The 13,506-nt window shown below is 67.3% G+C and carries 14 protein-coding genes; 5 read left to right on the forward strand and 9 right to left on the reverse strand.

What is annotated here, in order from left to right; translation table 11 throughout:
- The 3 genes from AO057_RS18245 to AO057_RS09030 all read left to right on the forward strand — a co-directional run.
- Positions 1-505 (forward strand): DMT family transporter (locus AO057_RS18245; RefSeq protein ID WP_240480757.1); only part of this gene is annotated, 505 nt, incomplete at its 5' end.
- Positions 498-1,346, forward strand: coding sequence for a methylated-DNA--[protein]-cysteine S-methyltransferase (locus AO057_RS09025; protein ID WP_057675314.1), 849 nt, complete (start codon positions 498-500; stop codon positions 1,344-1,346). The genes AO057_RS18245 and AO057_RS09025, both read left to right, overlap by 8 nt.
- Positions 1,347-1,482: 136 nt before the next feature.
- Complete coding sequence (locus tag AO057_RS09030; protein ID WP_057675315.1) at positions 1,483-2,574, forward strand: alkene reductase; 1,092 nt, start codon at positions 1,483-1,485, stop codon at positions 2,572-2,574.
- A gap of 55 nt (positions 2,575-2,629) precedes the next feature.
- Here AO057_RS09030 and AO057_RS09035 read toward each other — a convergent pair whose 3' ends face one another.
- From AO057_RS09035 to AO057_RS09065, 7 genes are all read right to left on the reverse strand, one after another.
- On the reverse strand, positions 2,630-3,073 hold the full coding sequence (locus AO057_RS09035; protein WP_057675316.1) for a hypothetical protein: 444 nt from the start codon (positions 3,071-3,073) through the stop codon (positions 2,630-2,632).
- Positions 3,074-3,086: 13 nt separating this feature from the next.
- Entirely contained in the window at positions 3,087-3,386 is a 300-nt protein-coding gene (locus AO057_RS09040) for a hypothetical protein (RefSeq protein WP_057675317.1), read from the reverse strand.
- A gap of 291 nt (positions 3,387-3,677) precedes the next feature.
- Positions 3,678-5,039, reverse strand: a complete 1,362-nt coding sequence (locus AO057_RS09045) for an esterase-like activity of phytase family protein (RefSeq protein WP_057677234.1) — start codon at positions 5,037-5,039, stop codon at positions 3,678-3,680.
- Positions 5,040-5,110: 71 nt separating this feature from the next.
- The gene (locus AO057_RS09050) at positions 5,111-6,313 is read right to left on the reverse strand and encodes a murein transglycosylase domain-containing protein (RefSeq protein WP_057675318.1); all 1,203 of its coding nucleotides are present in this window, start codon (positions 6,311-6,313) and stop codon (positions 5,111-5,113) included.
- Positions 6,314-6,491: 178 nt separating this feature from the next.
- Entirely contained in the window at positions 6,492-7,469 is a 978-nt protein-coding gene (locus AO057_RS09055) for a Bug family tripartite tricarboxylate transporter substrate binding protein (RefSeq protein ID WP_240480825.1), read from the reverse strand.
- 28 nt (positions 7,470-7,497) lie between these two features.
- Positions 7,498-8,502 carry a hydroxymethylglutaryl-CoA lyase gene (locus AO057_RS09060; RefSeq protein WP_057675320.1) on the reverse strand — a complete coding sequence of 335 codons (1,005 nt, stop codon included), beginning with the start codon at positions 8,500-8,502 and terminating at the stop codon, positions 7,498-7,500.
- A complete protein-coding gene (locus AO057_RS09065) occupies positions 8,499-9,713 on the reverse strand; it encodes a CaiB/BaiF CoA transferase family protein (RefSeq protein WP_057675321.1) in 1,215 nt (404 codons plus the stop codon). The genes AO057_RS09060 and AO057_RS09065 overlap by 4 nt, the downstream gene beginning before the upstream one ends.
- A gap of 120 nt (positions 9,714-9,833) precedes the next feature.
- Here AO057_RS09065 and AO057_RS09070 point away from each other — a divergent pair, with 120 nt between their 5' ends.
- Positions 9,834-10,730 carry a LysR family transcriptional regulator gene (locus AO057_RS09070; RefSeq protein ID WP_057675322.1) on the forward strand — a complete coding sequence of 299 codons (897 nt, stop codon included), beginning with the start codon at positions 9,834-9,836 and terminating at the stop codon, positions 10,728-10,730.
- On the opposite strand, the gene miaA is transcribed toward AO057_RS09070, so the two are convergent.
- Positions 10,727-11,692 carry a tRNA (adenosine(37)-N6)-dimethylallyltransferase MiaA gene (gene miaA / locus AO057_RS09075; protein ID WP_057675323.1) on the reverse strand — a complete coding sequence of 322 codons (966 nt, stop codon included), beginning with the start codon at positions 11,690-11,692 and terminating at the stop codon, positions 10,727-10,729. The two genes, AO057_RS09070 and miaA, sit on opposite strands and share 4 nt — an antisense overlap.
- Entirely contained in the window at positions 11,670-12,860 is a 1,191-nt protein-coding gene (locus tag AO057_RS09080; RefSeq protein ID WP_156404523.1) for a multidrug effflux MFS transporter, read from the reverse strand. The genes miaA and AO057_RS09080 overlap by 23 nt, the downstream gene beginning before the upstream one ends.
- Positions 12,861-12,999: 139 nt before the next feature.
- Between AO057_RS09080 and AO057_RS17800 the strand changes: the two genes are divergently transcribed.
- Complete coding sequence (locus AO057_RS17800) at positions 13,000-13,488, forward strand: hypothetical protein (RefSeq protein ID WP_156404524.1); 489 nt, start codon at positions 13,000-13,002, stop codon at positions 13,486-13,488.
- The last annotated feature ends 18 nt before the right edge of the window (positions 13,489-13,506 follow it).

Consider the following 13,506-nt stretch of genomic DNA (forward strand, 5'->3'; position numbering starts at 1 on the left):
CATGGGGCTGGACCCGGCCATGCTGAAGCCCGGTTCGGGCTGGGTGCTGGCGGGGGTGCTGCTGGCGCCCTGCTGTTACGCCATCGCCAGCCACTACGCCAAATCGGCCCGCAACGCGCTCCTGCCCTACGCCAATGCCCACGGCAGCATGTGGGCGGCCACGCTGCTGCTCTGGCCGGTGCTACCTTTCGCGGGCCATGCGCCGCTGCCTGAGACGGCCACGCCGGTGCTGGTCTGGGGCGCGGTACTTGGCCTGGGCCTGCTCTGCACGGGCCTGGCCTACCTGATGTACTTCCGCCTGGTCGCGGCGCTGGGCGCAGCCTCGGCGCTCACGGTGACCTTCCTGATCCCCGTCTTCGGCATCCTCTGGGGCCACCTCTTCCTGGGCGAGGCCGTGGGCTGGCAGACGCTGGCCGGCGCGCTGGTGGTGCTCACGGGCACGGCGCTGGTGACGGGCTTCGATCCGCGCACGCTGTGGGCGCGCAAGGCGGTGTCGCATGGATGAGCTGCCGGTCCCGCCGCAACGCCAGTACGCCGTGGTGGCGCAGGCCATCCGCTACCTGCGTGAGAACGCCTTGCAGCAGCCCTCGCTGGCCGAGCTGGCGCAGGCCGTGCACCTGAGCGAACATCACCTGCAGCGTGTCTTTGCCGCCTGGGCCGGCATCTCGCCCAAGCGTTTCCTGCAATACCTGACCAAGGCCTACGCGCTGCAGGCGCTGCGCGAGGCGCAGGACGTGCTGAGCGTCGCGCAGGCCAGCGGCCTGTCCGGCAGCAGCCGGCTGCACGACCTGATGGTCAGCTGCGAGGCCATGACACCCGGGGAGATCAAAAGCGGCGGCGCCGGCGTGACGCTGGGCTGGGGACAGGCCGACACGCCGTTTGGCACCGCGCTGGCAGGCTGGACGCCACGCGGGCTTTGCTACCTGGCGTTTCTCGACGGTGATACGGCGCTGCGCCACCAGGAACTGCGTGCGGCCTGGCCGGCGGCGCAGCTGGTCTGCGACGACCGGGAGGCCCAGCACCTGCTGGACCAGGTGTTTCCCGGCACGCCGCAGCCGGGCCGCCTGCACCTGCTGCTGCGCGGCACCAACTTCCAGATCAAGGTGTGGGAGGCGCTGCTGCGCCTGCCGCCGGGTCGGCGCGTCTCGTACACGCAGCTGGCCGGCCTGGCCGGCACGCCCCGGGCCCAGCGTGCGGTGGGCAGTGCGCTGGCCGCCAACCCCATTGCGTACCTCATCCCCTGTCACCGCGTGATCCGCGAGAGCGGCGACAGTGGCCAGTACCGCTGGGGCGGTGAGCGCAAGGCCGCCATGCTGGCCTGGGAGGCGGGAGTCTGTTCGCGCTGATTCATCCAGTGCGAACAGCGTGATCAGGCCCCTGCAGTACCCGCACGCCGGATCAGGTTGGTCGCGCGCGTTACTGCATGCGATGCTCGGCTGGGGCATGATCTGGCTCCGTTCCCGTCTCTTTCCATTCCCCCGTATGACCACACTTTTCGATCCGCTCCAGCTCGGAGCATTCAGCGTGCCCAACCGTGTCTTCATGGCGCCGCTCACACGCGCGCGCGCCGGCGAGGCCCACCTGCCCAACGCCATGATGGCCGAGCACTATGCCCAGCGCGCCAGCGCCGGCCTGCTGATTGCCGAGGCCACCATGGCCATGGCGGGCAACTCCGCCTTCTGGAAGGAGCCCGGCATCCACTCGCAGGCCCAGGTCGAGGGCTGGCGCCTCGTGACGGACGCCGTGCACGCGGCGGGCGGGCGTATCTTCCTGCAGATCTGGCACGGCGGGCGCGCCTGCCATCCGGACCTCAATGGTGACGCCCAACCCGTGGCGCCCAGCGCCATCGCCATCACCAGCGACATGGTCTACACGCCCAAGGGCAAGGTGGCCTATGCGGTGCCGCGTGCGCTGCGCGACGATGAGCTGCCCGGCATCGTGGCCGGTTTCCGCCAGGCGGCAGAGAACGCCAAGGCCGCCGGTTTCGATGGCGTGGAGGTGCACGGTGCCAACGGCTACCTGCTGGACGCATTCCTGCGCGACGGCTCCAACCAGCGCAGCGGCCCCTACGGTGGTTCGCGCGAGAACCGCGCGCGCCTGATGTTCGAGGTGATCGAGGCGGCCTGCAGCGTCTGGGGCAGCGATCGCGTGGGCCTGCGCCTGTCGCCGCTCAACAGTTTCAACAGCATGATCGACAGCGACCCCGTGGGCCTGACGACCTGGCTGGCCGGCGAGCTCAACCGCTTCAAGCTGGCCTACCTGCACCTGATGCGCGGCGACTTCAAGGGCCTGCAGAAGGGGGACCTCATGACACCGGCGCGCGCGGCCTACCGGGGCGTGCTGGTCGGCAATATGGGCTACAGCGGCGAAGAGGCGGCCCAGGCCGTGGCCGCCGGCCAGCTCGATGCCGTGGCCTTTGGCGTGCCCTTCCTGGCCAACCCGGACCTGCCCGCGCGCCTGCGGGCTGGTGCACCGCTGAACAAGGCGAACCCGGCCACCTTCTACACCGAAGGTCCGGCCGGTTACACGGACTATCCGTACTGGCAGCCGCAGCCGGCGACGCAGCCGGCCTGAGCGCGCGCTGATGCGTGGCGCAGGCGGGTTTCACCCCGCCTGGCGTTCACGTGTTCTATGACAGCAGGGCGCGGCCGGCCTGCAGGAACTGCGCGGCCTTTTTTTCGTCGATGGTGAGCTTGATGAACTTGTGGCAGCGCTCGATGGCGGCCTGCAGTTCGGCCGGGCTCTCGGGCACGTCCTTCAGGCGCTCGATCACCTTGGGGGCCTCGGCGCCCAGCAGTTCACGGCTGAGGGCGATCAGCGCATCACGCGGTGACGGCCGCGAGGCCGGGCGGCCGCCGGGCCGCACCGATTCGACGAAGCCTTCGCTGACCAGCCACTCGATGTTTTCCTGGGCCAGGGGCAGCTGCGCCGTGCGTTGCAGCAGGTTGGACATGCTGATCGAGCCGTCGGCCATGATGAGCAGGGCGCGCAGTGCCTGCGGTAGGCCGAAGGAGCGGCTGCGGATCTCTTCGACCCCCTTGTCGGTCTTGACCAGGATCAGTGAGGTGTCCATGACGGGGGCTCTCTCAGCGTGTCATCTCTTCGATGATGCGGTAGATCAGCCGCACCGTGATCAGCACGTAGACCGCGCCGAAGAAGAAGATCAGCGCCACCACCAGGCTGATGATTTCGGGGGGCAGGCTGGTGAAGAAGGGGGTCACGAAATAGCCCAGCGTGAACAGGGTGACCAGCGAGGTCAGGTAACCCCACTGCTTGCCGACCACGCCGCCCGGGATGTTGCTGCGCAGGCGGTAAACGGTGGTCAGGCACAGCAGCATGACGGCAATGGCGGCGATGTTGATCGCCAGGATCAGGGTGGGGGTCATTCTCAACGCTCCTTGTTAGGCGGGTGGATACCGCAACCATGATACGGGGGGAGGCATGGTCTGAGAACCGGTTCAGTGCCCTCATTAGGGTAAATATGGATGCCCCTGGGGGCGTAAATGGACCCGGTTGTGTTCGATCTGCGTCAACGGTGCCACGTCCGGCCCTGGAGAACGGCGTGCTCACGCTGCCGCTGCCCAGGAAACAGGGCAAGGGCGGGCAGAAGCTGCGCATCGAGTGAAAGAAAAACGGGGGGCCGAGGCCCCCGTTCTGCGCCGGGTCCGAAGGGACGCTCAGCGTGCGTTCAGCAGTTCGGGCACGTGCAGCAGGATGAACTCGTTGTCATCGTTGCGGCCCAGCTGGCGACCGGAGGAGTAGGGCAGGTTGTTGTCGTTGGCGACGACGATGTGCTCGGCGTCGACCACGTCCACGTCCTCGATGGTCACGAAGGGGAAGGTGAAGCGGCCGTTCTCGCCGCCCACCTTGGCCAGGCCTTTCGGGTCCTGGATGTCCATCAGGTCGATGTAGCCGATCTTGCGCATGAAACCGTCCGCATCCACCTCCTTCAGGCTGACCTTGTAGACGCGTTTGAACTTCGCGGGGATGTTCTGGCAGTCCGGGCGGGCCGGGCCGTTGCAGGCTGTGCGCTCCAGGCCCTCGCCGTTGTCGCGCTCGATGATCAGGCCGGTGTCGGCGTCGATCATGTTGAAGTCGCCGATGTTGTTGCCCTTGAGCTCCAGCGCGTACTTCCAGGAGCGGCCGGTCCATTCACCCTTGGCCACGTTGAACTCCAGCACGCGCAGGTACTCGCGGCCGTCCTTGTTCTCCCATTGCTTGTCGGCCTCGTTCCACAGCGGGCCTTCGAGCAGGGGGTAGAGGAACTGGCCGTCTTTCGAGGCGGCCATGCCTTCGTAACCGCGCGAGCGGCGCACCGGGGTGCTGAAGGTCCCGGGCGTGGCGGGTGTGCTCACGCTGAAGTGGTCGGGCGAGCGCGCGAGCTTGCCATCGACAAAGGTGTCGTACACGGCCAGCACCTTGCCCTGGCGGTCGGTCTTGATCAGGTAGGGGCCGAGCTCGTCGCCGAACCAGACGTGGTCGCCGATGAACTGCATGGACTCGATGTCGAAGTCGGCGCCGGTCAGGTAGCGCTTGCTCGTGCCTTCGTTGACGATGAGGAAGGGCACCTTCTTCTGCGGGTCGTGCAGGAACACGGTCTGCAGGCGTTTGACGCTGCCGCTCTTCCAGTCGGGCTTGACGTGGTGGAACATCAGCATGGCGTCGGCCGAGTTGGCCTTGCTTCCGAAACCGTTGTCGGTCAGCACCCAGTAGCTGCCGTCCTTCATGGCCTTGATGCCCGAGAAACCCTGCACGGGCTGGCCGGTGAAGGGCAGGCTGATGCCGGTGGGCTTGGGCGCGTCCTTGGCCGAGAGGTAGGAGCTGCCGGCGATCACGCCCAGGCGGTCCTCGCGGCGGCCATTGGGCGTGGTGTACTTGCCCGAGGTCTGCAGGCTGGCCGGCGCATCCTTGGGCGCCGGGACGAAGGTGGTGGCCGGCAGGGCCGCATGGCCGGCCAGCGTGACGGGGAAGGCGGACTGGGCCTGGGCGGTCGATGCCGTAGCAAGGAGCAGGAGTGACAGCAGCAGAGGAATGCGCATGATGGGCTTGGGTTGGTTGAACACGCAAGCCGCATGCTAGGCAGCGCATGTGACAACGCCGTGAACCGCCCCTACATCATGGCGTAGCGTTTCTTGGCCTGCACTGCATTGGCGATGTAGCCGCGTGTTTCCTCGTAGGGCAGCTTGTTGCGCAAGGCGGTGTAGACCGCGTCGGGGCGCATCGCGTTGACGGCGTCCAGCGCCTCGTCCTGGCGGGCCCGTCCGTTCTTGTTGCTGAACGCCCGGTACACATTGCTGGGGCCGGTGTTGTAGGCGGCAATGGCGCAGTATTCACGCGACACCGGGTCGCGGATCTCGCGCAGCGGGCTATCAAAAAGCAGCACGCCCAGGTAGGCCGTGCCGAACTCGATGTTGTTCTCGGGGGTGAACAGGAATTCCTTGGTCGGGATCACGTCTTCGCCGCGCGACTTGCGGTAGGCCTCGCGCCCACCGCTGGTGGGCACGAGCTGCATCAGGCCGTAGGCCGGGGCGCTGGACACCGCGTAGGGGTTGAAGGCGCTCTCGATCCGGATGATGGCGTAGATCAGGCTGCGGCTGACCCGGGTCTTGTCCGAGTTCTGGCGCACGAAGCTGGCGTATTGCAGCGCGCGTTTGTCGATGGCGGCGTTGACCATGGCCATCTGCACGTAGAACACGGTCTTGGGCGCGCCGTTGACGTCGATGCTGCGCTGCTGCAGGCGGTTCTCGACCAGGTAGCTCGCGTAACGCTCCACATCCTCGCGCGTCTTGAGGACGACGTTGTTCTGGTCCACCACCAGGTCCTGCAGATAGGGTCGGCCGTTGAGCGTGATCTCCTTGTCCGAGAACAGGTCCACGGCACCCGGGTCGCCGGGCGTGAGCAGGGCCACGACGGTCGCGCGGCGCAGCTTGTCGCGCACGGCGTCGTCTTCCAGGTGTTCGATCAGGATGGTGCCGGCGTCGTAATCGACCACGACCCGGTTCTTGTAGTTCTCCGTGTACTTCACGTAGCGCGTGCGGCTGGGCAGCGTGCCCGATTCGCGCTTGCCCCACTTCTCTCCGCTTTCCTGCTGCAGGTTGCCCATGAGCTTGTCGTACTCATTCTTGATGCGGCGCAGGTCGGCCAGCGCGAGCTGGGGGTTGTAGGTGTAGGCGTTGACCCGGCTTTGCGCCATGTTGCGCAGGGCCGCTTCCGGGCTTCTGGCCGTGGCGAGGTTCACCATCTGCTGCGTGCTGCAGGCCGACAGGGTCAGGGCGCCGGCAGCGCCCAGCAGCATGCGTCTGTTCATGTCCATGGTCTGTTCCCTTGAAGGGCCCGGGCGCGGCGGTCCCGGGGCATGGGGCCATGGTAGCGAATTCTGCGTGCCTGTCAGGCTGACGGTCCAGGCTGGTGTTGCACCGGCGCGTAACAAAAAGAAAAAGGGGCCCGGTCAAAACACCGGGCCCCTTTGGTTGCTGGAAGCGTGCAACGTTTCAGTCGGCTTCGATCTTCGAGGCTTTCACCACCTGCGCCCAGCGCGCCAGTTCGGCCTGCGTGAACTGGCCCAGCTGCTGCGGGTTCATGTAGTCGGCCTCGGCGCCCAGGTCCAGCGCCTTCTGCCTGAAGGCCGGCGTGGCCATGATCTTCGCGATCTCGGTCGTGAGCTTGTCCACCACGGGCTTGGGCGTCTTGGCGGGGGCGAAGACGGCGAACCAGGAGGTGGCGTCCAGCTTGGGCAGGCCGGCTTCGGCCGTGGTGGGCACATCGGGCAGGCTGGGCAGGCGCGCCTTGCCGGTCACAGCCAGCGCGCGCAGCTTGCCGCTCTGGATGTGGGGCACGAAGGGCGGGGGGGTGCCGAAGGTCAGGTCCACCTGGCCGCCCAGCAGGTCCTGCAGCGCGGGGCCCGTGCCCTTGTAGGGGACGTGGACCATCTGGATACCGGCCTGCTGCTCCAGCATGGCGCCCGTGACGTGCTGCAGCGAGCCGTTGCCCGAAGAAGCGTAGTTGAGCTTGCCCGGGTTGGCCTTGGCGTAGGCGACCAGCTCGGCCAGTGTCTTCACCGGCAGGCTGGCACGCACCACCACGACCTGCGGCGCCGACAGCACATTGGCCACGGGCTGGAAGTCGCTGGCATCCCACTGCAGCGGGGTCTTGCTCACGGCTGGTGTGATGACGTGGTAACCCGAGTACTGCATCAGCAGGGTGTGGCCGTCGGCATCGGCGCGCTTGACGATCATGGCGCCGATGGAGCCGTTGGCCCCGCCCTTGTTGTCCACGATCACCGACTGGCCCAGCGCGGTCCCCAGGGGCTGCGCCAGCATGCGGCCGGCAAAGTCCGTGGTGCCGCCGGTGGCGGTGGGGACCACCAGGGTGATCGGGCGGTTCGGGTAGTTGCCCTGGGCCAGGGCGCTGAAGGCCGCAGCAGCGGCCAGGGTGGCGAGCGCAAGGCGCAGGCGGTTACGCGGGTTCATCATCGAAGTCTCCTGGTGTTGTGGGATGTCAGGGGGAGGGAACAGTATCAGTATCGCGCGCCAGGGCGCGGGTGCGGATGGTCTCGAAATCGGCGGGTACCGGGTGCAGGTCCAGGCGGCGGCCGGCCTTGGTGATCTGGCTGGGGGTGTCGTGGCCGATCAGGCCCGGCAGGCGGCGCGAGGCAGCGATCAGCCGCTCCAGGTCCACGCCCGTGTCGTAGTCCATGAGTTGCAGCGCATGCACCACTTCCTCGGTGCAGACATTGCCGGTGGCGCCCGGCGCATAGGGGCAGCCGCCGATGCCGCCCAGCGAGGCGTCGAAGCGGTCGGCCCCGGCATCGATGCCGGCCAGCACATTGGCCAGGCCCATGCCGCGCGTGTTGTGGAAATGCAGGGTCAGCTCGGTGCCCGGCCAGCGCTGGCGCGCCGCGTGCGTGAGCAATGCCACCTGGCCGGGGTAGGCCATGCCGGTGGTGTCGCACAGCGTGAGGCCGTGCACGCCCAGGTCGACGAAGCGCTGGGCCCAGGCCAGCACCGTGGGCTCCGACACATCGCCTTCCATCGGGCAGCCGAAGGCGCAGGACAGCGAGATGTTCACGGACACCTGCTGCGCCCGCGCCAGCTGCACCACCTGCGCCAGGGCGGCGAAAGACTGCTCGCGTGTCATGCGCAGGTTGGCCAGGTTGTGGGTCTCGCTGGCCGACATCACCAGGTTGAACTCATCAGCGCGCGCTTCGATGGCGCGTTCGGCGCCGCGCAGATTGGGCACCAGCGCGCTGTAGACCACACCGTGGCGGCGTTCGATCTCGCGCAGCACGACCTCGGCGTCGCGCAGCGCGGGGATGGCCGTGGGCGAAGTGAAGGAGGTGACCTCGATCTTGGACAGGCCGGTGGCCGACAGCGCGTTGACCAGGGCGATCTTGTCTTCGGTGGGCACGAAGACGCATTCGGCCTGCAGGCCGTCGCGCGTACCGACTTCCTGCAGGTGGATACGGCGGCCGGCGCCATGCCAGAGGGAGGAGGTGATGTTCATGCCACGATGCCTTTCTCGCGCAGGGCGCGGATGTTGTCCGGCGACAGGCCCATCTGCTGCAACACGCTGTCGGTGTCGTCGCCCAGGTGGGGCGCGCTGCTGCGGATGGTGCCGGGCGTGCCCGAAAGCTTGGGCACGATGCCCGGCACGGCGATGTCGTCGCCATCGCGGGTGTGCTGGTTCAGGATCATGTCGCGCGCGCGGTAGTGCGGGTCCTCAAAAATGTCCTTGGCGGTGTACACGCGCCCGGCCGGCACGCGGGCCTGGCCCAGCGTGTCCAGCACCTCGACGATGCTGCGCGTCTGCGTCCAGGCACCGATGGCCGCGTCGATCTCGGCCACGCGCTTCACGCGCCCCGCGTTGTCAGCCAGGTCCGGGGCGTTGCCCAGGTCAGGCCGTCCGATGCTGTCCATCAGACGCTTGAAGATGCTGTCGCCGTTGCCGGCCACCAGCACATAGCCGTCACGGCAGGGGTAGGCGTTGGAGGGGGCGATGCCCGGCAGCGCGCTGCCCGCGGCCTCGCGCACCGCGCCGAAGGCGCTGTACTCGGGGATCAGGCTTTCCATCACGTTGAACACGGCTTCGTGCAACGCCACGTCGATCACCTGGCCGGCGCCGCCGTTGACCTTGCGGTGGTACAGGGCCATCAGCACGCCGAGGGTGCCATGCAACGCGGCCAGGGTGTCGCCGATGGACACGCCCACACGCACCGGCACGCGGCCCGGCTCGGCGGTGAGGTGGCGCAGGCCGCCCATGGCCTCGCCGATGACGCCGAAGCCCGGCATGTCGCGGTAGGGGCCGGTCTGGCCGTAGCCGCTGATGCGCAGCATCACCAGGCCGGGGTTGATCTTTTTCAGATCGTCCCAGCCCATGCCCCAGCCCTCCAGCGTGCCGGGGCGGAAGTTCTCGATCAGCACATCGGCTTCAGCGATCAGCTGGCGCGCGAGGTCCTGCCCCTGCGGGTCACGTAGGTCCAGCGCAATGGAGCGCTTGTTGCGCGACTGCACCTGCCACCAGACCGAGGTGCCGCTCTTGATCATGCGCCAGTTGCGCAGCGGGTCGCCCGCACCGGGGGCTTCGATCTTGATCACGTCGGCGCCGAATTCGCCCAGGGTCTTGCCCGCAAACGGCCCGGCGATCAGCTGGCCCATCTCGATGACGCGCACGCCCTGCAGGGCGGCCGGCGTGAGCGCGGGTGGGGTGGTGGTCATGGTGTCTCCTTCTCGAAACGAGATGATGAGCAAATGCACTCAGAGGGTAAATCAACGTTTTGCCATGCTGCCATCTCAAACGGAGATGGCAAACCGCCGGGCATGGTCTAATCGGGCCCCATGAAGCTCGATCCGGTCTCCCTGCGCCTGTTCGTCGCCGTGATGGAAGAGGGCACCATCGCCGAGGCCGCCACGCGCGAGCACATCGCCGCCTCGGCCGTGAGCAAGCGCCTGAGCGAGCTGGAGCAGACGCTGCAGACCGAACTCTTCGTGCGCAGCAACAAGGGCACCGAGCCCACCGCCGCGGCCTTCGCGCTGCTCAACCTGGCGCGCGGTGTGCTTAACGACCTGGACGGCATCCTGGCCCAGATGAGCGAATACGCCAGCGGCGTGCGCGGCCAGGTGCGGGTCTACGCCAACATCTCGGCCATCACGCAGTTCCTGCCGGCCGAGCTCAAGTCCTTCATGGAGCGTTACCCGCAGGTGCAGATCCACCTGCAGGAGCGCATCAGCTCGGTGATCGCCAAGGCGGTGGCCGACAACGCCGCCGACATCGGCATCCTCAACGACGGCAGCTACGGCGAGCAGTTCAGCCTGCTGCCCTACCACGACGACGAGCTGGTGGTGATCGCGCCGGCCGGCCACGCGCTCACGCGGCGCAAGTCGGTGAAGCTGGCGCAGGCGCTGGACTACGAAATGGTGGGGGCGCACCCCGGCAGCGCCATGATCAACCTGCTGACCAAGGCCGCGGCCGAGCTGGGCCGCCCGCTGCGCCTGCGCATCCAGGTCAGCAGCTACGACGCTTTGTGCCTGATGGTGGCGGCGGGGCTGGGCATCGGCGTGATGCCGCGCAAGAGTGCCCAGCTGTTCCTGCCCTCGCTCAAGATCCGCTGCGTGTCGCTGGACGAGCCCTGGGCGGCGCGCAAGCTGGTGCTGTGCGTGCGCGACCTGGCGGCGCTGTCGCCGGCGGCACGGCTGCTGGTGCAGCACCTGGCCGCACCAGCAGAAAAGTCCTAAGCCTCCTGCTGCCAGGCCAGGGCGATCTGCAGCACCTGCTGCAGCGCATCGGGCGCGTCGCAGGCCACCACGCGGCGCTGCGGCATGGAACGCAACCAGGTGATCTGGCGCTTAGCCAGCTGGCGCGTGGCGTAGATGCCGCGCTCGCGCAGCTCGCCCATCGGGAAGACGCCGTCCAGCGCCTCCCAGGCCTGGCGGTAACCCACACAGCGCATGGACGGCAGCTCGGCGTGCAGGTCGCCGCGCGCGCGCAGGCGCTGCACCTCGTCCAGCAGGCCGCCGGCCAGCATGGCGTCGAAGCGCAGGGCAATGCGCTCGTGCAGCCAGGCCCGGTCAGCCGGCTCCAAAGAGATCAGCGTGGTGGCCTTCATGGCGGCCGAAGGCTGGGCATCGTCTTTGCGTTTGTGGAAGGACGACAGGGGAAGTCCGGAGACGCGGTACACCTCCAGCGCGCGCTGGATGCGCTGCGCGTCGGCGGGGGCCAGGCGCGCGGCGGTCACCGGGTCCACGCGCATGAGTTCGGCGTGCAGCGCGGGCCAGCCACGGGCTTGCGCTTCGGCTTCGATCTGTGCGCGCACCTGCGCATCGGCCTTGGGCATGTCGTCGATGCCGTCAAACAGCGCCTTGAAGTAGAGCATGGTGCCGCCCACCAGCAGCGGGTGCCTGCCGCGTGCGTGGATGGCGTACATGAGCTCCGTGGCGTCGTACACGAACTCGGCCGCGCTGTAGGCCTGCAGCGGGTCGCGGATGTCGATCAGGTGGTGCGGCACCGCGGCCAGTTCGGCGGCGCTGGGCTTGGCCGTGCCGATGTCCATGCCGCGGTAGACCAGGGCCGAATCGACACTGATGATCTCCACCGGCAACTTCGCCGCAATGGCCAGCGCGGCCGCGGTCTTGCCGCTGGCCGTCGGCCCGGCCAAAGCCAGGCAGCGTGGCAGATCAGTGCTCGCTGCTTTTTCCATGCTTTTGCACCAGGGTCCAGGCCGCCAGGGCGATCATCACGCTCCAGAAGCACACGCCGTACATCAGGGGTCGCACGGTGCCATCCATGGCCGTGCCCAGCCAGTGGCCGACGATGAAGGACGTCACCGCCATCAGGAAACCGTTGAGCGCCGAGGCCGCACCCGCGGCATAGGGAAAGGGGCCGACGGCGCCGCTCTGGCTGCAGGGCTGGTGCACGCCGTGCGCCAGCATGAAGAGGTAGAAGGGCAGCATGATGGCCCAGCCATTGTGCAGGCCGGTCAGCGCGAAGATGCCCATCAGCGTGCCGCCCGTGAGCGTGAACCCCGCCGCCAGGGCCACCGAGCGCCGCACGCCCAGGCGCGGCAGCAGGCGCCGGCAGGCCAGCGTGCCCAGGATGTAGGTGAGGGACACCGTGGCCATGATGAAGCCGTAAGCCGGCCGCGACAGACCCAGCACGTCGATGAAGACGAAGGACGAGGAGGCCAGCACCGTGAACAGCCCGCCGTAGGAAGCAGCCGAGAGCGCGGACCAGGCCCAGAAGGTCGGGTGGCGCACGATACCGCGCCAGGTCTGCAGCAGCGTGGCCGGCTGCAGGGCCTGCGGGTTCTTCTGCTTCACGGTCTCCTCGAAGCGCCAGGCCACCAGGGCCAGCGTGGCCGCGCCGAACACCGAGAGCGCCAGCAGGGCGATGCGCCAGCCGGCCCAGCCCGAGAGCACGCCGCCCAGCGGCCCGCTGAGGCAGGCGATCACGCCCAGGCCGGTCAGGCCCTTGGACATCATGCGTGCGCCCTCCACGGGCTTGTACAGGTCGCGCACGATGGCGCGCGCGCACATCACGCCCGCGCCCATGGCCACGCCCTGCAGCACGCGCGCCAGGATCAGCAGTTCCATGGTGGGCGCCAGCGTGCTGACCACCGAGGCCAGCACATAGGCCCCCAGGCCCCAGAGCAGGATGGGCCGGCGGCCAAAGCGGTCCGACAGCGGGCCCCAGACCAGCTGCGAGATCCCGAAGGCCAGCAACAGCGCGGTGAGCGTGAGCTGCGCCTGCGGCAGCGTGGCACCGAAGCCCGCAGTCAGCGCGGGCAGGGCAGGCAGGTAGAGGTCGGTGGTGATCGGCTGCAGCCCCAGCAGCAGGGACAGGAAAAGCACGATCAGGGCGGGGGACATGGCGGTGGCAGGGGCCGGGGCAGACATCCGGTCGAGGGTAGCAGATCAGTTGACTCATTCCCCCGTTTGGGGGATAGGCAAGTTCGAGAGTGGCAGCTAGGATGCAGCGAAGCCTGCATCACTTCAGGGATGGATCTGCATGTCTCGCGTCAAACTAATTGTTCTGATATTACTTGCCATAGCTGCATTGACAGCCGCTGGGTTTTTCCTTTATCCAAGTCCACAAACCACCAGCTTCACATTGCCAGATACGCCGGAGAGACGGTTTCTTGCGGAGGAGCAGGCGAGGTGCGCCGGGATTTTTCACGTATTTCGTGTTACGTTGAAAAAAGGGACTTCTTACTACGAAGAGTTCAACAAAGAATACACCGATGCCTATGTACGTCACGCGACTGCTGCGGCCAAGTTGCACTTTGATGAAGAAACGTCAACGGCACAGATACACCAAGCCTCGCTTGCACTTGGGAAACGGCTCGAGGAGATCGTTGCTCGAAATGATGATGTAAAAAATAAAATAAAAGATGTAAAAACGATCGAGGATGCAGAGACGAGTGAGTGCCAAAGAGTCGAATTGAAAACCATTGCATTCGTCGAGCGTGCACTTCAGGCGCACGCGGCTAGACGCTGACCAGTAGCTTGATGCAAG

Source organism: Curvibacter sp. PAE-UM, assembly GCF_001432305.1.
Taxonomy (GTDB): Bacteria; Pseudomonadota; Gammaproteobacteria; order Burkholderiales; family Burkholderiaceae_C; genus Hylemonella.